The sequence below is a fragment of the Thalassospira sp. B30-1 genome, from assembly GCF_015767575.1.
In the GTDB taxonomy this organism is placed as follows: domain Bacteria; phylum Pseudomonadota; class Alphaproteobacteria; order Rhodospirillales; family Thalassospiraceae; genus Thalassospira; species Thalassospira xiamenensis.
This window is the reverse complement of the sequence record NZ_CP065232.1, coordinates 1,380,012-1,398,947: the sequence shown is the minus strand read 5'-3', so window position 1 is coordinate 1,398,947 and position 18,936 is coordinate 1,380,012. Positions and strand designations below refer to the sequence as shown.

Sequence of the window (18,936 nt, the reverse complement as noted above, 5' to 3'; positions counted from 1 at the left end):
TCTTCGCCGGAACAGGGCCCAACTAATGATTTCCAACCCGCAGAATGCTGACTAAAGTGCCTGAAAGCATCAGGAACTTTCCTGCACGAAACAGAGGTTATCATGACCACAGACGCCATCATCGCCCCAACTGCCCCATCGGCCAAAGGCAATTCCGCGGCCAGCCGCGATATCGCAAGCTATCTGCATCCCTATACCAACCTGGCCGCGCATGAAAAAACCGGGCCACATGTCATTTCAAAGGGCCACGGGATTTACGTGACCGACGACAATGGCCGCGATTTTATCGAAGGCATGGCCGGTCTTTGGTGTGCATCGCTTGGTTTTGGCGAAAGGCGCCTTGTTGAAGCCGCAACAAAGCAGCTTGAAACCCTGCCCTATTATCACACATTCGCATCGCGCAGCACCAACCCGGCGATTGATCTGGCCGAGAAGCTTCTTGAACTTGTACCCGTCCCGATGTCCAAGGTGTTCTTTGCCAATAGCGGTTCAGAGGCAACTGATTCTGCGGTGAAGATGGTCTGGTATTATCACAATGCCATCGGCCAGCCGGAAAAGAAAAAGATCATCTCGCGCAAGAAGGGTTATCACGGGGTGACGGTGGCTGCGGCCTCGATGACGGGGCTTCAGGGCAATCACAAAATGTTTGATCTGCCGATTGACCGCATCATTCATACCGAAACCCCGCATTACTGGCGCGAAGCCCAGTCCGGCGAGGAAGAAGAAGATTTCGCGACCCGTCTGGCCGAACAGCTTGAAGACCTGATCCAGGCCGAAGGCCCGGAAACCGTCGGCGCATTTATTGCAGAACCGATCATGGGGGCCGGTGGCGTCATCGTGCCGCCGCGCACCTATTTCGAAAAGGTGCAGGAAGTTCTGGATCGTTACAATATCCTGTTCATTGCCGACGAGGTCATTTGCGGTTTTGGGCGAACCGGGCGGATGTTTGCCACCGAAACCTTCCGGCTCAAACCCGACATGATCACGGTCGCCAAGCAGCTTTCATCGGCCTATCAGCCGATTTCGGCCCTGTTCATCAATGACAAGATTTATCAGGCGGCGAAAAAGGCATCCGATGAAATTGGTACCTTTGGCCATGGCTTTACCTATTCCGGCCATCCGGTCGCGGCCGCAGTCGCCCTTGAAACACTGCGCATTTACGAAGAGGACGGTATTGTCGAACATGTCCGCAATGTCATGTCGCCGTTCCAGAAACGCCTTAAGGACCTGAACAAATTTGAACATATCGGCGAAACCCGCGGACGCGGGCTGATTGGCGCATTTGAACTGGTCGCTGACAAATGTCTGAAAACACCAATGCAGCCTGTCGGTGCTGCCGGTAAGGCGGTTGTTGCAAAATGTATGGACTACGGTGTGATCCTGCGTGCACTTGGTGACAGCGTTGCCTTTTGCCCACCACTGATCATTACCGAAGAACAGGTTCATGACATGTTCGACAAGGTCGAAGCGGCCCTTGTGGACTGGCATGAAAGCCTCGGCTAAATCCTTAACACTCCAGAAAACACATTAAAAACAAACACCTGCCGCCGCACTCCAATGAATACGGCGGCAGGCGAATAGCCTTAAACTTCCGAAATAAAACAATCGATAGATTTTGCCGCTTGTTTAAATTGATTTAATTGTGGGTCGGAAGTCCTTTCAAAACCTTGCCAAATGCGATCAATAGCGCCAAATTGGAAAGTGAATGGGGAACCGCCCAACGCCACGAGATGGCGTGATCGACACACAATGAATGGACGCCTTCTTTGACAGCGTGGTTCGCAGTGAAGCTTTGCTGAAAAGTTTTAGCTGAAACTGGAATCGCTTTAAAATTTTTGACAAGGGTCAATGCCAAGTCGGAAGCCATGTCCGATAAGGAAGTTATCAAGACCCGGTCAGACGGGACCATGCTGATCCGGAGATGTACGCATATCCGGCCAGGACCAGAGCTTTACCAAGGGAGAGAGAACGGGATGAGACACAAGCCCGTACCCGCGGTAAAGAGACAGGCGAAAGACACAAAAGATGAATTATAACACCTTCTTTAAAGACGCGTTGTCCGGCCTCAAGGCTGAAGGCCGTTACCGCGTATTCGCCAATCTTGAACGTATTGTCGGTGAATTTCCCAAGGCCATGTATCACCCCGATAACGGTGATACACCGCGCAAAATTACGGTCTGGTGCTCAAACGACTATCTCGGCATGGGGCAACATCCCACGGTTCTTGAAGCCATGCAAAACGCCGTCACCGGTCAGGGCGGCGGGGCGGGTGGCACACGAAATATTTCCGGCTCCAACCATCTGCATGTCGCGCTCGAGAATGAACTCGCCGATCTGCATGGCAAGGAAGCAGCCCTTCTGATGACATCGGGCTATGTCGCCAACTGGACGACGCTTTCGACCCTTGGCTCGAAGCTGCCGGATTGTGTGATCATTTCCGACTCGTTCAATCACAATTCCATGATCGAAGGCATGCGCCATTCAAAGGCGGAACGCCGGATCTGGAAACATAACGACGTCGAACATCTTGAAGAAATCCTGCGCGATCTGGGGCCGAACCGCGCCAAGATCGTTGCGTTCGAGTCCGTCTATTCAATGGATGGCGACATCGCACCGATCGCCGAAATCCTTGATCTGTGCGAAAAATACAACGCGATTTCGTATCTCGACGAAGTCCATGCGGTTGGCATGTATGGCCCGCGCGGCGGCGGCGTCGCCGAACGCGACGGCGTGATGGACCGCGTTGATATCGTCCAAGGCACGCTTGCCAAGGCCTTTGGCGTTATTGGCGGCTATATCGCCGGTAAAACCGAAATCGTCGATTTCGTGCGCAGCTTTGGCAACGGCTTTATCTTTACCAGCTCCCATCCACCCAGCATCGCGGCTGGTGCCTTGGCATCGGTTCGCCACCTCAAAGACAGCAATGTCGAACGCGAAGCGCAGAAAGAACGTGCCGAAACGCTGCGTGAACGTATGCGTGCCGCCGGTCTTCCGGTCATGGATGCGCCAAGTCATATCGTGCCACTGATGGTGGGCGACGCCAGCATGTGCAAGGAAGCCAGCGACCGGTTGCTGTTTGATCACGACATCTATGTCCAGCCGATCAACTATCCGACCGTACCGCGCGGCACAGAACGGCTGCGCTTTACCCCCGGCCCGCTTCACAATGATGAACTGATCGATCACCTGATCGATTCACTTCTGACCGTCTGGGGCCAGTTGGGCATCGCAAAAGCGGCATAAAGCGGAAAATCACGCGATCCGCGACGGAACACATAAGACCGGCACAGACATGACCATGTGCCGGTCTTGCTTTTTATGCACCAATAAGATCATTCAATTTCAAGACCGTTATGCTAGACTGATCCAGTCATGTTGAAGCAGCAATTAAACATTCGTTTTGTAATCAATGCGGGTTCCCTTCTCGCAGGAGCCTTACCCCGAGTGGGGTGAGGAACGTATTCCTATACCTGCACTCGGGGTTTTGAAGTCAAACCTTCAATGACCTTCGATGAGCATCCAACCGGATCGTTTGACAGGCAGGATTACAATGACAGCTTTGAAATGCCGTGCTTTGGGTGGCATTCCCCCAAACAGCATCACATGCACGCAAACACACGATGTGCGCACGCGCCCTATCGGTCGCCCCCAGAAATTCAAACGACTTGAAACTTTGCGCCCTCTGACAAGCAGGCTTTGCCCGGGCGATTTTATCTGCTTTTCGATTAATGATCAGCCGCCACAGACATCGTTCCTAAGCCTGAACCTAACCAAGCCTCAAAGCCATGATTGGCAATATCAATGATCACTCAGCCAACTCTGGTGGCAACAGTCGCGATCCGAGTGTCGTTGATTTGCGAAGTTTTATCGGCCTGACCGTTATCGGCATGAAACCACGACAACGCAGCCCGCTTCTTTTGGCCGACACCACAGTCAGAAGGCTCCCCCTTCAGGGGGGTGAGCTTTTGGTCCCGTTCAACTGAATCCTGTTTGCGACCTTATGTGTCGCAACATCACATCCCATCCAAAGGACTTTTCGATATGCAAACCACTACCAAAACCTTCACTGAAACCCAGTCCCATGATCCAGCCGTTTTCATCGATCAGACCATCGCCGATCAGCTTGAAAACCTTGCACGGGCCAATATTGGCCGGAACCCGATTGTCGCCAACCGCCTGCTTGACGAAATAGACAGGGCTGTGATCGCCACACGATCCGAACTGCCCCCTGATGCCATCACCATCGGATCGGAAGTCACATTCCGCGACAATGCGACCGGTGGCATGCAAACCATAATTCTTGTCATGCCCACCGAAGCAGACATATCCACCCAGCGGATTTCGGTCATGACACCGGTTGGAGCAGCCCTGATCGGTATCAGAAAGGGTGAAACCATCTGGTGGCAAACGCCCGATGGTGAAGTCCGGGAACTGACCGTTCATGACGTCGTTGCCCCCTGAACGGGAGCGATATGTCTTTGACAGTCTGTTTGCGGAATCATGATTGTGATCTATATTCACCGGTGCCGGGGTTTCTCCGGCATCGACACCTTGCAATTAAGAACCGTTCGCGTTAACATAGGTACCTGCAACATGACAGGGACCGTTTATGTATTCGGATAGAACATTGCTGCCCAAAGAATGTCTGCGCCTCTGCGCACTTGGTACCCTTGCCCTTTCGGACAAACCGATCAGTTATGCCGATCTGGCCAATTCAGTGCGTCATTTTACCGCCCATATCATGGGGCCATCGCTTGATATGATGGGAAGCTCGCTTCAGCTTCTGAAGCTTGAAGGGCTGGTGCGCGAGGATTGCAATAGCGGGTCCTATTCAGATGCACAATTGTCGCTGACCAAGGCCGGGCACGATAAATTTCAGGAACTGATGCAGGGCACGCTTCGAGATACGTCGGGCGAACTTTCGCGGCTTGTCATGGCGCTTAAAATGCGGTTCTTGCATCTGCTTGATGATGAAACCCGTCGCGACCAGATCGAAATCCTGCATGACGTTTGCGAACTGGAACTTGATCGCGTTCTGGCACTGCGTGAAGACCACGCAAACGAAGCCGCCCCGTTCACCGGATGGCTTGATATGGAAGCCCGTCGGCTGGAGCAAAAGCGCGACTGGCTTAAAAGCCTGTTGGTCTAATTGATTTTCCCGTTATAGTCGTGTGACAGACCTGCAGGTAGCAGGCGTGAAGTCACAGGATGGGACGGGACGATCATGCTTATACGCGATGAGACAAAGTCCGATATTCCGGCAATCCATGCATTGCTGGCCAGCGCATTCGCAACAGCCCCTCATAGTCAGCAAACTGAACATCTGATCGTCGATGCCTTGCGCAAAAAGGGCAAGCTCAGCATTTCGCTTGTCGCGATTGAAGATAACGAACTTGTCGGCTGCGTAGCCTTCTCGCCGATTACCATCGATGGTAAAAATATCGACTGGTTCGGCCTTGGGCCGGTTGCGGTGTGTCCCGACCGACAGGGTTTTGGCATCGGATCGGAACTGATTCAGGCTGGCATTGCACGCTTGCGGGTCAATGATGCGGCGGGGTGCGTGGTTCTGGGCGAACCTGATTATTACAGCCGGTTCGGCTTTGCTCCCCTGCCCGACCTGAAACTGGACGGCGTCCCGGAACAGTATTTCATGGCACGTCCGTTGATTGATGATATTCCGGCGGGCAAGGCTGAATATGATTCGGCATTTTACATTTCCTCGAACCACCACCGATAAAAAACAGCCGTAAGTTCCTGGCTGTTTTTTTTCGATCAAAGCCCTACAGACTTGCAAAATCAGTACAGATGCTGCCCACCGGTTACGAAAATTTCCGTACCGGTGACATAGCTGCTGTCCTCCCCCACCAGATAATGAACGGCGGCGGCGACGTCTTCGGGGGTGCCCATTCGGTTCATCGGAATACGCGGCACCAGTGCCTCGTATTCCGGGGAAATCATTGCGGTTTTGATCTCGCCGGGTGCAACGGCATTGACCCGCACGCCCAGTTCGGCAAACTCCACCGCCATTTCACGTGTCAGCCCCGAAAGGGCAGCCTTGGACGTGGAATAAGCCGATCCGGCAAACGGATGAACATAGTGGCCCGCGATCGAGGTGATATTACAAATCGCCCCCTTGCCGCGATGCAGGGCTGCGGCAAAGCCGCGCGACAAAGTCAACGGAGTAAAGAAGTTCAGTTCGAAGACATCACGCCATGCCTCGATATCGCCATTCAGGCAACCGAGCCGTTCTTTATACGGCGTCTTGGGCGATACCCCGGCATTATTGACCAATGCATGCAGCGGATCATCGCCAAGAACTTCGTTGGCCTGCTTGATGAAAAGCTCGACATCGTCGGGTTTGGAAAGATCGGCGGCAATATGAATGCCCTGAGCCGGATCACGCGGGCAACTGGGCGGCGGAGCTTCACGTGAACAGCAAATCACCCGCCAGCCGCGCGCGGCAAAATAACCGACCGTAACATGGCCGATCCCCCGGCTTGCGCCAGTCAGGACAACGGTTTTCGGGGCAGTGGCATTCATTGGGTGGCTCTTTCAAATCCCGCGCGCCGAAGTGGCACATTATATCGTATCGTCATCTTCTTATAGCATTGCGATCCGTCGCAAGCACGCATCGCATCACGCGTTCCTATATAGGACGAAGGTTGTATCAAAACCAGTCAAACGGCTATGATCATTGTCAATTAAGGAACGAACAGACAATCCGATGTGCAGCCAATACCAGCTTATCAACGACATGAACGCGTTTCAGGCACAACTGGCCATCGACCTTAGCGATATCATTCGCAAGGAAGCATCGGATTTTGCAGCCGACCGCGATGTAGACGGGCGGGATGCAGATCGACGAGATACCGAAAAGCCGTTGGAGGACGCAGACCAAGCCGCATTTGAAAGCCTGTCTGGCATTCGACGCCCGACCGATCCGGTGATTGTGATCCTGCCGGGTCAAAAGGCTGCCTCGCGCCGTTGGGGGTTAAGCGTTTCAACGCTGAATGCGCCACTGATCAATGCCCGAGCCGAAACCCTTGATCAGAAACCGACCTTTCGTCCCTTGCTGGATCGGCGTTGCCTGATACCAGCGACAAGCTGGTTTGAATGGCGCAAGGACGGCAGGGTAAAGCACAAGACCCGCATCACCCTGCCAGATCATCAGCCAGTGCTGTTTGCCGGGCTTGAAAACGGACGCGAGGCGGTCATCATCACCTGCGCCCCCGCACAGGCAATTTCACATATCCATGACCGCATGCCCGCCGTGATCGGGCCAAACCATATCGCCGGATGGCTTGATCCGGTCAACGGATTTGACGCCGTGCGTCACATGCTGGGCCCGGTGCCCAATCATGTTCTGGATTGGTGCGAAGAAGATGTCCCTGAAAAAACGAATTCGCGAAAGCGAAAAGACCAGATCAACCTGTTCTGATCGGGACATCAGAGACTTTGTAAGTTATTCGCCATCCACATCGTTGGCGGCACATGGTGCTTCATTGCAATTGCTAACAGGGCCAGCAGCAACACCGGAATAGCTTGCAACCAAAGCGCCAAGATCGGGCAAGCCGACATTCTGACGGGTAAGTTCCCGGCTCAGATCTTCGGACATGGATGCGAAATCAATGACATCGCGAAGTGATAACATGGGATTTTCCCCTGCCAGACGTTTCTTCCACTGTTCTTTTATCGGGCGAAGGCCTCGTTGATCGGGCCGTCGTCTTTGTAAGATTTCAGTAACGGTGGCGGGTTTTGTTCGCAGACGCAACAAAAAAGGCGCAAAAGACTGCGCCTTTTTTGTCATATACCAATGATCATACAAATAATCATCCGGATTTCAGGATGTTACGTGACCTATGGGTCAATGCATTATCCAAAGCGGCAAAGTGCATTTTGCCAGCATATCCTGTGTAACACCGCCAAGGATCATTTCCTTGAACCGCGAATGGCTGTAAGCGCCCAGCACGATGCTATCGGCACCGACCTTTTCTGCCTCGGATATCAAGGCATTAGCAACGTGCGACTGTTCGGGCAATTCGGACACCCGTGCCTCGACTCCGTGCCAAAGGAACTGTTCGGCCAATGCTTTGGCACAGGCACGGCCATGGGGGACTTCGCCGACACTGACGATGGTGACTTCCTTGGCCGTACGCAAAAGTGGCATGGCCGATGTCACGGCACGGGCGGCTTCCACTCCGCCATTCCAGGCAATCACGACTTTTTCGCCAACGGTTTCGGGTGTTTTTTCCGGCGCAACCAGCAACGGACGACCGGTTTCCATCAGGGCGGCATCAAAAGTAAGCGACGCGGCAGCTTCGCGCGGTTCGCGGCCAATGACCACAAGATCAAACAGACGACCACGTCGGGCAACGGTTTCGTCTTCGCGGCCATTGTCGCGCCGCCATGCACAGGTCGCCTGAAGATCGGCCATCGGAACGGCGGCCTCGGCAACGGCGGCGTCGTCACGCGCCGCATCATAGGCAGCACGCCCGCGGGTTTCACGGCGCTGGGTTTCGTTTTCAGCAGCCCGCATCATTTCTTCGATGATCAGGCCCGACATGCCTTCCCCGACAATCGGGATCGCATCTTGTGGTTCGGCGGCAACAAACAATGCCTCAAGATGTGCATCAAATCTTTTGGCCGTCCGGAACGCCAGATCCAGTACACGCTGATCAATGTTCGAACCTGCCACCGGGGCCAGAATTGTTCTTACTGCCATCGCACTCACTCCCGAGAATTGATGTGTCTTCCGACACGTGTGCCTTGTTGCGATCACTACAATGCGTCAAGACGTCAGAAAGGGACAGTCTGCAACCAGAAAACGCATCTTTCCTTGTTCAAGATCAAAACTTTTATAAAAGATCCCGTCCATGCATTGAAAAGGGGCTTTCCCCTACGAAATGCTTAGGCGGAAAAAGAAACCAGTGTAACATCAAACCAATGCATTGCCGAATGCCGAAGATTAATCATCCTATATGGCTTATCGGTTTTAACGTGCCAGAAAATAGCCGGACTGACTTCGAGAATGGATACTGCCTGCGATGCCCTATAAAAACTTGCATGAAAACGCTCGCGAGGCTGCCGAGTTCCTGAAAACATTGGGAAACGAGTGGCGTCTGATGGTTTTATGTTCGCTTGGAACAACAGAAAAATCAGTCAGCACGCTTGAAGGTGAACTGGGTATTAAACAATCTGCACTGTCGCAACATCTTGCCCGTTTGCGCCGCGAGGGACTGGTCAAGACACGCCGGGAATCGCAAACCATCTATTATTCGCTGGCCAATCCCGAGATCATGAAAATCATCGTCGTGTTACAGGAAGTCTTCTGCCCGTCAGAAGAATACTGATCAAACCTGCCAAACAAAAACGCGCGAACCGACATTCGCGCGTTTTGCATTTTCAGAACAGCCTTCCACATCACGGGAAAAGCTTTTGCAGGTTCCAGCCCTTATCCTCGGCATCGCGGGTGTAAAGCTGGCGATCATGCAGGCGGAACTTGCCTTCGGACCAGAATTCGATGCGATCAGGGATCAGGCGGAAGCCGCCCCAATGCTCCGGGCGAGGGACTTTGCCCAGCCCGAATTTGGCGGTGAATTCGGCAACCCGTTTTTCCAGATCGAACCGGCCACTCATCGGGCGGGACTGGGTTGACGCCCACGCGCCAAGCTGGCTGCCGCGCGGTCGGGATGCGAAATACTCGTCGGACTCCACACTGTCGACCTTGGTCACCGCCCCCTCGATGCGAACGCATTTTTCAAGCGACTTCCAGTGAAAGCACAATGCGGCAAAGCTGTTTTCGGCAAGTTGATCGCCCTTGCGGCTTTCATAGTTGGTGTAAAAAACAAAACCGCGCTGATCAAAGTCCTTAAGCAGTACAATACGCGCCGAAGGCCGCCCGCGCGCATCTGCTGTCGCCAGCGTCATCGCATCCGGATACGGTTTCTCCTTGTTTTTCGCCTCTTTAAACCACACGTCAAAAAGATCGAACGGTACGGCATGATCTTCATGCCCCATTTTTGGCGTATTTTTTTCGTCCATTGGGGTCAGGATTCCTTTGATAGTTCAAAATCCGCACCAAATTCGAAAGATACGGGTTTTGGATATACGTGAAACGACGCAATCAAGATCGTTCCGTAGATACAGAACATATCGGTTGGGACAGGAAAGACAAGGTAGGCAAAAAAATATGAAATTTCGTCATATCGTAATCCCCGTCATGATGACCGCATTCATTGCCGGTTGTGCACAGGATCAAGGTCAGAAACAAACCGCAGGCACCCTTTTGGGCGCGGTTGGTGGTGCGGTTGCCGGTGCGCAGTTCGGCAAAGGCTCGGGACAGCTTGTCGGTGTGGCACTTGGTACACTGGCAGGCGCCTTTATCGGCAGTGAAGTCGGCAAGTCACTGGACAATGCCGACCGCGCGATCATGGCACAAAGCACGCAGCGCACCCTTGAAAGCGCGCCGACGGGCCAGACATCGACCTGGAATAACCCCGATACCGGGGTTCGTGGCACGGTAACCCCGACCCGGACCTATCAGGAACCGAAAACCCAGGAATATTGCCGTGAATACCAGCAGACCGTCACCATCGGCGGCAAGCAGGAAGAAGCGTACGGCACCGCATGCCGCAAGCCGGATGGAAGCTGGGAAGTTGTAAACTGACCTGCGCGAAACGACATTAAAAAAGCGGCGCGTTCCTTGCTAACAGCGCCGCTTTTTCATATCTGAGCCATGTCAAGGACAGCAATAAAAACAAATGCCTTCCTTGCAACAGCCAATACAGGCCTATAATACATTTATAGCGTTTCCCATTTTCCAACCGGTCAGGCGATGCAGGATCCCTACAAGACTTTGGGCGTTGCCAAAAACGCCACCCAGGACGAAATCAAAAAAGCCTATCGCAAACTTGCGCGCGAATTGCACCCGGACGTCAATCCCGGTGACACCAAGATCGAAGAGCGGTTTAAGAAAGTTTCGGCCGCCTATCATCTTTTGGGGGATGCCGAACGTCGCAAAAAATATGACGCGGGCGAAATTGATGCCGATGGCCGTGAAACCGGCCCGTTTGGCCGTGGTGGCGGTGCGCGTTATAGCGGCCAGGCTGGCGGTGATCCGTTTGGTTTTTCCGGTGCCAATGCCGAGGATATCTTTGACGAGATTTTCGGCAAGGCTGGCCGCGGCGGCGGGGGCGGGGGCGGCTTCGGTGGTTTTGGTGGGCGCAGACAGGCCGAAAAGGTCAAAGGACCCAATATTTCCTATGAGCTTAGCCTTGATCTGGCCGAAGCCATTATCGGCACGACCAAGCGCATCAATCTTGCCAGCGGCAAAAGCCTTGAAGTCCGCATCCCAGCCGGAAGCGAAGATGGCCAGACCCTTCGCCTGAAAGGCCAGGGAATGACCGGCATGAATGGCGGGGAAGCGGGTGACGCGCTGATCAAGCTGCATGTCCACCCGGACAAGGTTTTCCGTCGCGAAGGCAATGACCTGCATTGCGATCTTGCGATCAGTCTGGCCGAAGCAATCCTTGGCGGGTCTATCGAAGTCCCGACGATCAATGGCAAGGTCAGCATGAAACTGCCCGCCAACGCCAATAGCGGCACGAAATTGCGGCTACGTGGCAAGGGTGCGGCATATGACCGGGGTGACAAACGCGGCGATCAATATGTACATCTGACCGTCAAGCTGCCCGAAGATCGCGACGATGAACTGATCGATTTCGTACGAGAATGGTCGGAAAAACATCCTTACAAGGCACGTTAACACGGGTAGCCCGGCCACGCCCGATTGCGGCTTGACCGGGCTCAAGACTCGCACCTGCTCTAACAGGCATTCTGCCTTTGCAGTTTTATCTGACAAAGGCAGAAGTCATGAAACCCATTGCTCTTTCTACGATTCTGGCCGGTATCGCCCTGATCGGGTTGACCGCATTTGTCGGCACATCGCGCCCGACGCTTGAACTTTCATACACGAATGATTGCCAAGACAGCATCGATTGGCAAAACCGCCTTGAGGCCGAAGGTTTTGACGTTCGCGCCGCACAGGTCAGCAACCTGTCCCTTTCAGAACAACAGGCAATGATGATCACCCCTGCCGCGATGCGCGATTGCAAGATCGGTCGGGTTGCGGGTTATAGCGTGATCGGCGAGGTCCCGTCTGGCGATATCGTTACACTTTTGCGGCGCAAACCGGCGGATGTTATCGCGCTTGCCCTTGATGGCCCGGCACAGGAAACCGTAGCGATCCATTATGATGGATCAGTCGAGCGGCGCAGGTCAGAATAATGAAATATCTTTCGCGCTTGCGGCTTGCCTTTACCGGGATCGGAATGGTTGCGGTTGGCATTTTATGGGGCAGTGCTGCAATGGTCTGGTTGTCATTGCCCGGCGGCTCGCCGACATTCATGCCCGCAAACAGTTTGCTACCCGCACTTGCGATCAGCCTTGCGATCTTTGGCGGGCTCGGCTTTGGGGCCGCAGTTCTGACCGAACGATGGGAGCGCGAAACCCTGCGGAACCGATCACCCGACCCAGCACTGCCTCACAGCTAGATATAAAACGGTGGAAACGGTTTTAGGTTTTCCCCCGTCCAACCATGATGATGTCCTTGTCCTGTTCACTTCCGGCAAAAGCATCGAACTGTCGGCCGATCTTTTTGAACACGGTCAGACAATGTTCAAGTTCTTCATCGGTAACATCGGCAAAAATCTGGGCGCGGACACCTTGTATGACCGCCTGAATCTGTCGAAGCGCCGGTTCGGCCTTTTCGGTCAGGTGAACCGTTTTTGCCCGCCGGTCATCGGGGACTTCGCGCCTTTCGATCAATCCCTTTTCCTCCAGCCAGTCCAATGTCCGCACCAATGTCGGTCCCTGCACCCCGGCAATACGCGCCAGTTCCTTTTGCGTCAGGTCATGATCGGTCGTGCTGAGCCGAAACAGGATGATCCAGCGCGCCTCGGTCAGGATAAAGGGCGATAAACGCCGGTCGACTTCCGCACGCCATTGCCGGGCAAGCATGCCCAGCCAGAAACCGAACTGTTCACGCGATGCATTGCTATCTTTGGAAATTGTCATGGGGGGAGATACCTGCAGGAGGTTTTTGATCCTAAACTTTTAGATAGATAGCTATCTAACGTCAAGGAAACCAAAGCCAAAAGACGCATCTTTCGCAGAACCAACCAGAACACGAAGAATCAGCCCCCTATCTCCCGCGGGCGGTTTCGCGTTACCATATGAAATATAATGCTTTCCATTCACTAATCATAATACAGGGCAAAATCAGGGGACGTATGGAGCAATTCTGGAATCCCGACCAGCTCGTGATCTGGCTTGAACAGGCAGCCGCATGGGTGGACAACAATATCTTGCTGGTTCCGATCCTGTTACAGATCGGGGCATGTTTGCTGTCGGTGATCCCTGCCCTGTTGCTGCGCAGGCCGCTTTCGCGCCAACTGGCGCGCTTGCAAAACTGGCGGGCGCTTTTGCACTATGCCGGGTTCCGTCGGTTGCTGGCGGTTTTACCCGATCTGGCGTTTCCGATCATTCTGGTTCTGCTGATCTGGTTTATTGATGCGGTCGCGATACAGGCGGGGCTGCGGCACAATATCCTGCGCCTTGTCGCAAGCCTTCTGAATGCGTGGATTTTCATCCGTCTGGGCACAGCGGTGGTGAATGATCCCGTCTGGGCCCGAAGTATCGCCATCATCGCATGGGGGCTGGCCGCCCTTAACATTGTCGGCTGGCTTGATCCGGCAATTGATCTGCTGGACAGCCTTGCCCTTCATATCGGGCAGTTTCGGATATCGGTGTTTGGTATCCTCAAGGCAATGCTGTCTTTGGCGATCCTGCTTTGGGTCGCGTCATTTGCCTCGCGCATTTTCGAACAACGCATCCAGAAGGTTCACCGCCTGACGCCATCGGTTCAGGTGCTTATGTCCAAGCTTCTGAAACTTGTGCTGCTGTCGATTGCGGTTTTGTTTGCGCTTTCGACCATCGGTGTCGATCTGACCGCGCTTGCTGTCTTTGGTGGTGCCATCGGTGTCGGCATCGGGTTTGGTCTGCAACGGATTGTCGCCAATCTGATCAGCGGCGTGATCCTGTTGCTGGACCGGTCGATCAAGCCGGGCGACGTGATTGCGATTGGCGATACATTTGGCTGGATTCAGTCGCTTGGCGCGCGTTACACCGCCGTTCGCACCCGCGACGGTACCGAATTCCTGATCCCCAACGAAGACCTTATCACCAATCAGGTGGAAAACTGGAGCCACTCGGACGTCAAATTGCGCCTGAAGGTTCCGGTCGGTATTGCCTATCGTTGCGATCCGCATTTCGCGATCAAATTGTGCAATGAAGCCGCAGCAAAATGTGCGCGCGTTCTGGATAATCCCGGCCCGAACACACTGCTACGCGGCTTTGGCGATAATTCGGTCGATCTTGAAATCCGCTTCTGGATCACGGATCCACAAAACGGACGTGGTAATATCATCAGCGAGGTATTGCTCAATGTCTGGGATAGCTTCAAGGAAAACGAGATCGAAATTCCGTTCCCGCAGCGCGACCTTCATCTGCGCAGTTCCGATGGTACGGTAAATATCGAAATCCCCGGAAATGCCACAGAAAACACTGCCCGCTAAAGTAATATTTCCAAGGTTTTTGCTTTAACAACCCCTCATTCAGGTTGCTGTCAGGTTCCGGGCCAAGAATGCGCTATCAACGCAGTCGAAGGCCCAATGGCATGCTTCACCTGAATTATAATGAAAATGGTTTCCCCGCCGCCAAGCTCAGCTTCCAGAAACGCGGTTTTCTGGATCATCTGCAGATGCGTGCCTGTGCCATTTCGGTGCTGACACTTCTGGCGACAGAACGCCCCGAAGTCGAAACATTCATCGCCAATATCTATGCCGATGCCTATGACGCCGCGATGCGCGTGCAATATGGCAGCCTGATGAGTGTCCGCGACGATGCCGGACGGATCGTCGCCGCCCTTGGTTTCCGGTCAGCCGGGCATGGGCCGCTGTTTCTTGAACAATATCTGCCCGCGCCAATCGAAGTGATCCTTGGTGTACCGCGCCATCAGATTGTCGAGATCGGCAATCTGGCGTCCTCGGGTGGTGGGGCGTCGTCCTTCCTGTTTGCGGCACTGTCTGCCTATCTGCACCATAACGGCTTTAAACAGGCGGTTGTGACCGGCACCGACAGTATCGAAAAACGCCTGCGTAAAATGGGCCTCAAGCCCGTTCGCCACGCCCATGCCGATCCATCATGCCTGACGGAAAACGAAATCGACTGGGGCCGGTATTACGACACGTGCCCGCATGTTCTGTCTGGTTCGGTCGAACATGGTTATCGCCGCCTTCAGACATTGCTGGGTGCAGAATACACCCACATGCGCCCGCGCCTTTATCCCCATCTGCAACATAACGGCCAGAAATAATCATGCTGTTCGAATGCATCCGCACCCATAACGCCGATCAAGTCGCGCTCCGCGAAGGCGATGATAGAGTAACCTATGGCGACCTCTCCGACCTGATCGACGCACGTTGTCTTGAACTTGCAGATGTCGATGTACTGGGTATAGCACTTGATAACGGGATCGACTGGCTGGTCTGGGACCTTGCCGCCCTATCGGCCGGTATTGTATGCGTCCCGATCCCGCCATTTTTCACCCGCGATCAGATCAATCACACAATTGTGACCGCGGGCATCACCCACATGCTGACGGCTAATGGAATGGCGGAAACAGGGCAGTCGCGTTCGCCCGACATCCCCGATGGCACGGCAAAAATCACCTTCACATCCGGCACCACCGGTACGCCAAAGGGCGTTTGCCTGCCCGCATCGGCGATGATCACTGTTGCGTCTTCGATCCACGCGATGCTGGGCGATGATTTTGCTGGCACCCATGCCTGTGTGCTGCCACTTGCAGTACTTCTGGAAAATGTCGCGGGGGTTTATGCCGGTCTTCTGGCCGGGTGTACCATTACCCTGACACCGCTTGGCCAGTTCGGGCCGCAATATCAGGGCCTGCACGAAATCCTTAAGGATACCCGCGCGACATCGGTCATTCTGGTGCCTGAAATCCTGCGTGCGCTGATGATGCTGGTCATCCGCAAGGGTCGCCTTCCTGACCTTAAATTCATTGCGGTTGGTGGATCGCGTGTTGATCCTGCCCTGATTGCCAAGGCCCGCCATATCGGGCTTCCGGTTTACGAAGGATATGGTCTTTCGGAATGCGCATCGGTCGTTTCAATGAATGTACCGGGCAAAGATAAGCCCGGCACCACCGGAACGCTTTTGCCCCATGTAAAGGCCGAGATTTCCAACGATGAAATCATCATCGAAAATCCCGGTTTCCTTGGCTATGTCGGCGAAGCAGCACCGGCCTTTCTTGCAACCGGCGATCTGGGGCAGATTGATGACGATGGTTTCGTCTGTGTGACTGGTCGATGCAAAAATGTCCTGATCACATCGTTTGGGCGCAACATTTCCCCCGAATGGCCCGAAGCCGCCATTTTGGCCCAGCCAGGCATCTATCAGGCCATGGTCTTTGGCGATGGGGAACCGGAACTAAGCGCCCTGATCGTTCCGACCGGTCCGACCGCCGATGTCAGTGCCGCGGTTGCCGCGGCCAATGCTGGCCTGCCCGATTACGCACACATCAAACATACCCGCATCGTTGCCCCCTTTACGGTCGAAAACGGCTGCCTGACAGGCACCGGACGCCCGCGCCGCGAGGCGATTGCCAAACTTTACACATCCCCCTTGTCCGTCCCGGAGAAAACCATGAATTTTTATGATCGCCTTGTTGCCGAAACCGCCGAAGCCCGCGCGTCCCTTTATCACGTTCCCCAGCTTGTTGATGGCCTGCAAGGTCGCATTTCACGGTCAACCTATGTCGCCTACCTGACGGAGGCATATCACCATGTCAAACACACCGTTCCCTTCCTGATGGCAATGGGATCGCGTATGCCAGATGAAAAACGCTGGCTGCACAAGGCGATCATTGAATATCTCGAAGAAGAAGAAGGCCACGAAGAATGGATTCTCAATGATATCGAAGCCGCCGGTGGTAACCGCGAAGCCGCCCGCCAAGCGATACCGAACCTCGAAACCCAGGTGATGGTTGCCTATAACTACGACTATATCAGCCGTAAGAACCCGGTCGGTTTCCTTGGTATGGTCTTCATGCTTGAAAGCACATCCACCCAAATCGCCAGTCAGGGTGCGGATGCCGTCATGACCGGCCTTGATTTGCCGAAATCAGCATTCAGCTATCTGTTTTCGCACGGCACCCTTGATCTTGAACACATGAAATTCTTCGAAAAGACCGTCAATCAGGTCACCGATCCGGCTGATCAGGCCGCCATCATCGAAGTCGCGCAAAACACCTTCCGGCTGTTTGCCAATCTGTTTGCGGCGATCCCGCATGAAGGACAACGTAAAAATGTTGCTTGATGGAAAATCCGTTTTCCTGACGGGCGCGACTGGCGGCATTGGCATGCCACTGGTCAACCTGCTGATCGAACGCGGGTCAAATGTCGTTGCCTATGACCGCACGACGCAGGGCAACCTGATGGAAAGCATCGATACGACCTGCAAGGCATTGCGTGAACACACACCCGACATCCTGATCAATCTGGCTGGGATCAATGATTTCAATCATGCCGAAGATCAGGATTACGACGCGCTTGTGACGCTGAACCTTTTGGTGCCAATGCGCCTGTGCCAGGCCGTTCTTCCGGCCATGCGCAAACGCGGTAGCGGTCAGATCGTCAATATCGGATCAATGACCGGATTGATCCCGTTGCCCCATATGACCGGCTATGTCGCAGCCAAATCCGGGCTTAAGGGATATAGCGATGCGCTGCGTCGTGAACTGTCCGGCACGGGCATCACCATAAGTCACATCGCCCCGCGTGCGGTTCGTACCACCATGAACAGCGGCAAGGCAGGGCTGCTTAACCGTCGCACAAATGTCACCGAAGACGATCCACGTGACGTTGCCCGTCAGATCGTCAATGCGATTGAACAAGACAAAACCGATGTTCGGATCGGCTGGCCGGAACGGCTTTTTGCCCTGATCAATGCCGTCATACCGAGCATCGTCGACAGGGGACTTCGTAAAAACACCACCATCGGCGAAGAAATCCTCACGGCCGAGCAGGTAGTTGCACCAATCCCCCTGATCGCCAACAAACAGGACGCCAACCCAAGGAGCCACCCGGCATGAAAATCACCTGTTTTGCCATGATATGCGCCTTTGCGCTTGGCCTGCCTTTGTCTGCCAATGCCGACACGGCCAATAACGAGGCCATGAATGGCGTTGCCCATCTGCAGGAAGAATGGGCCCGCATCAAGTACCAGATGACGGATGAAAAACAGCAGCTTGATGCCATTCACCAACTTGAAACCGAGGGCGAAAGTCTGCTGAACCTCTATCCGGATAGTCCCGAAGTCATGATCTGGCAGGGTATTGTCCTGTCGACCGATGCCGGTATCGTGCGCGGCATTTCCGCCCTTGGCAAAGTAAACGACGCGCGCGATTTGTTTGAAAAGTCGATTACCCTCGATCCAACAGCACTTGATGGATCGGCCTATACGTCACTGGGATCGCTTTATTATCAGGTGCCCCCATGGCCGCTTGCCTTTGGCAGTGACAGCAAGGCCGAAGAATTCCTGAAAAAGGCTTTGGAACTTAATCCTGACGGGATTGACCCTAACTATTTCTATGGCGATTTCCTGCTTCAGAATAATCATTACACCGAAGCCAAGGTTTATCTGGAAAAAGCATTGAACGCACCCGAGCGCCCCGGCCGCGCATCGGCGGATGCCGGACGTCGGGCGGAAATAGCCAAGGCACTAAATGAAATCGCGCAGGAAGTTTCCAAAAACTAACCTTGACGAACAGCACAATTCCCCAAACGAAACAAGGCCGGG

General features: G+C 54.1%; 21 protein-coding genes. 16 read left to right on the top strand and 5 right to left on the bottom strand.

Annotated elements, in window-relative coordinates; genetic code table 11:
- The first annotated feature begins 102 nt into the window (after window positions 1-102).
- The 5 genes from IT971_RS06590 to IT971_RS06570 all read left to right on the top strand — a co-directional run bounded on the left by IT971_RS06590 (window position 103) and on the right by IT971_RS06570 (window position 5,737).
- The gene (locus tag IT971_RS06590; RefSeq protein WP_063095412.1) at window positions 103-1,503 is read left to right on the top strand and encodes an aspartate aminotransferase family protein; all 1,401 of its coding nucleotides are present in this window, start codon (window positions 103-105) and stop codon (window positions 1,501-1,503) included.
- Window positions 1,504-2,025: 522 nt separating this feature from the next.
- On the top strand, window positions 2,026-3,243 hold the full coding sequence (hemA, locus tag IT971_RS06585; protein WP_007090912.1) for a 5-aminolevulinate synthase: 1,218 nt from the start codon (window positions 2,026-2,028) through the stop codon (window positions 3,241-3,243).
- Window positions 3,244-4,041: 798 nt separating this feature from the next.
- Window positions 4,042-4,461 carry a nucleoside diphosphate kinase regulator gene (gene rnk, locus IT971_RS06580; protein ID WP_037989959.1) on the top strand — a complete coding sequence of 140 codons (420 nt, stop codon included), beginning with the start codon at window positions 4,042-4,044 and terminating at the stop codon, window positions 4,459-4,461.
- Between the two features lie 148 nt (window positions 4,462-4,609).
- Window positions 4,610-5,149, top strand: coding sequence for a hypothetical protein (locus tag IT971_RS06575; RefSeq protein ID WP_007090909.1), 540 nt, complete (start codon window positions 4,610-4,612; stop codon window positions 5,147-5,149).
- Window positions 5,150-5,224: 75 nt separating this feature from the next.
- Window positions 5,225-5,737, top strand: a complete 513-nt coding sequence (locus IT971_RS06570) for a GNAT family N-acetyltransferase (protein WP_037989965.1) — start codon at window positions 5,225-5,227, stop codon at window positions 5,735-5,737.
- A gap of 59 nt (window positions 5,738-5,796) precedes the next feature.
- Here the strand turns inward: IT971_RS06570 and IT971_RS06565 are convergent, their stop codons facing one another.
- A complete protein-coding gene (locus IT971_RS06565; protein WP_063095416.1) occupies window positions 5,797-6,540 on the bottom strand; it encodes an SDR family NAD(P)-dependent oxidoreductase in 744 nt (247 codons plus the stop codon).
- Window positions 6,541-6,724: 184 nt separating this feature from the next.
- Here IT971_RS06565 and IT971_RS06560 point away from each other — a divergent pair, with 184 nt between their 5' ends.
- Entirely contained in the window at window positions 6,725-7,438 is a 714-nt protein-coding gene (locus IT971_RS06560) for an SOS response-associated peptidase (protein WP_063095418.1), read from the top strand.
- 24 nt (window positions 7,439-7,462) lie between these two features.
- Here the strand turns inward: IT971_RS06560 and IT971_RS06555 are convergent, their stop codons facing one another.
- Both IT971_RS06555 and IT971_RS06550 read right to left on the bottom strand, forming a co-directional pair.
- Window positions 7,463-7,651, bottom strand: a complete 189-nt coding sequence (locus tag IT971_RS06555; protein WP_063095421.1) for a hypothetical protein — start codon at window positions 7,649-7,651, stop codon at window positions 7,463-7,465.
- Window positions 7,652-7,864: 213 nt separating this feature from the next.
- Entirely contained in the window at window positions 7,865-8,722 is an 858-nt protein-coding gene (locus IT971_RS06550; RefSeq protein WP_063095425.1) for a universal stress protein, read from the bottom strand.
- A 322-nt stretch (window positions 8,723-9,044) separates the two neighbouring features.
- Between IT971_RS06550 and IT971_RS06545 the strand changes: the two genes are divergently transcribed.
- Window positions 9,045-9,350 (top strand): helix-turn-helix transcriptional regulator, encoded by a 306-nt coding sequence (locus tag IT971_RS06545; protein ID WP_007090903.1) that lies wholly within the window; start codon window positions 9,045-9,047, stop codon window positions 9,348-9,350.
- Between the two features lie 70 nt (window positions 9,351-9,420).
- Here the strand turns inward: IT971_RS06545 and pdxH are convergent, their stop codons facing one another.
- The gene (gene pdxH / locus IT971_RS06540) at window positions 9,421-10,041 is read right to left on the bottom strand and encodes a pyridoxamine 5'-phosphate oxidase (protein ID WP_007090902.1); all 621 of its coding nucleotides are present in this window, start codon (window positions 10,039-10,041) and stop codon (window positions 9,421-9,423) included.
- A 148-nt stretch (window positions 10,042-10,189) separates the two neighbouring features.
- On the opposite strand from pdxH, the gene IT971_RS06535 reads away from it, so the two are divergent.
- From IT971_RS06535 to IT971_RS06520, 4 genes are all read left to right on the top strand, one after another.
- Window positions 10,190-10,666 carry an RT0821/Lpp0805 family surface protein gene (locus IT971_RS06535; RefSeq protein WP_007090901.1) on the top strand — a complete coding sequence of 159 codons (477 nt, stop codon included), beginning with the start codon at window positions 10,190-10,192 and terminating at the stop codon, window positions 10,664-10,666.
- A 168-nt stretch (window positions 10,667-10,834) separates the two neighbouring features.
- Window positions 10,835-11,764, top strand: a complete 930-nt coding sequence (locus IT971_RS06530; RefSeq protein WP_063095427.1) for a DnaJ C-terminal domain-containing protein — start codon at window positions 10,835-10,837, stop codon at window positions 11,762-11,764.
- 107 nt (window positions 11,765-11,871) lie between these two features.
- On the top strand, window positions 11,872-12,285 hold the full coding sequence (locus IT971_RS06525) for a DUF411 domain-containing protein (RefSeq protein WP_139190010.1): 414 nt from the start codon (window positions 11,872-11,874) through the stop codon (window positions 12,283-12,285).
- Complete coding sequence (locus IT971_RS06520) at window positions 12,285-12,551, top strand: hypothetical protein (RefSeq protein WP_063095431.1); 267 nt, start codon at window positions 12,285-12,287, stop codon at window positions 12,549-12,551. Before IT971_RS06525 ends, IT971_RS06520 begins: the two co-directional genes overlap by 1 nt.
- Before the next feature lie 22 nt (window positions 12,552-12,573).
- Here the strand turns inward: IT971_RS06520 and slyA are convergent, their stop codons facing one another.
- A complete protein-coding gene (gene slyA, locus IT971_RS06515) occupies window positions 12,574-13,074 on the bottom strand; it encodes a transcriptional regulator SlyA (protein WP_007090897.1) in 501 nt (166 codons plus the stop codon).
- A 215-nt stretch (window positions 13,075-13,289) separates the two neighbouring features.
- Here slyA and IT971_RS06510 point away from each other — a divergent pair, with 215 nt between their 5' ends.
- The 5 genes from IT971_RS06510 to IT971_RS06490 all read left to right on the top strand — a co-directional run bounded on the left by IT971_RS06510 (window position 13,290) and on the right by IT971_RS06490 (window position 18,894).
- A complete protein-coding gene (locus IT971_RS06510; RefSeq protein WP_063095434.1) occupies window positions 13,290-14,633 on the top strand; it encodes a mechanosensitive ion channel family protein in 1,344 nt (447 codons plus the stop codon).
- Between the two features lie 101 nt (window positions 14,634-14,734).
- A complete protein-coding gene (locus IT971_RS06505) occupies window positions 14,735-15,433 on the top strand; it encodes a thermostable hemolysin (RefSeq protein ID WP_063095435.1) in 699 nt (232 codons plus the stop codon).
- A 2-nt stretch (window positions 15,434-15,435) separates the two neighbouring features.
- Window positions 15,436-17,454 carry an AMP-binding protein gene (locus IT971_RS06500; RefSeq protein WP_063095436.1) on the top strand — a complete coding sequence of 673 codons (2,019 nt, stop codon included), beginning with the start codon at window positions 15,436-15,438 and terminating at the stop codon, window positions 17,452-17,454.
- Window positions 17,426-18,229 carry an SDR family NAD(P)-dependent oxidoreductase gene (locus tag IT971_RS06495; protein WP_223305045.1) on the top strand — a complete coding sequence of 268 codons (804 nt, stop codon included), beginning with the start codon at window positions 17,426-17,428 and terminating at the stop codon, window positions 18,227-18,229. Before IT971_RS06500 ends, IT971_RS06495 begins: the two co-directional genes overlap by 29 nt.
- On the top strand, window positions 18,226-18,894 hold the full coding sequence (locus IT971_RS06490) for a tetratricopeptide repeat protein (protein WP_063095439.1): 669 nt from the start codon (window positions 18,226-18,228) through the stop codon (window positions 18,892-18,894). Before IT971_RS06495 ends, IT971_RS06490 begins: the two co-directional genes overlap by 4 nt.
- Window positions 18,895-18,936 lie beyond the last annotated feature (42 nt).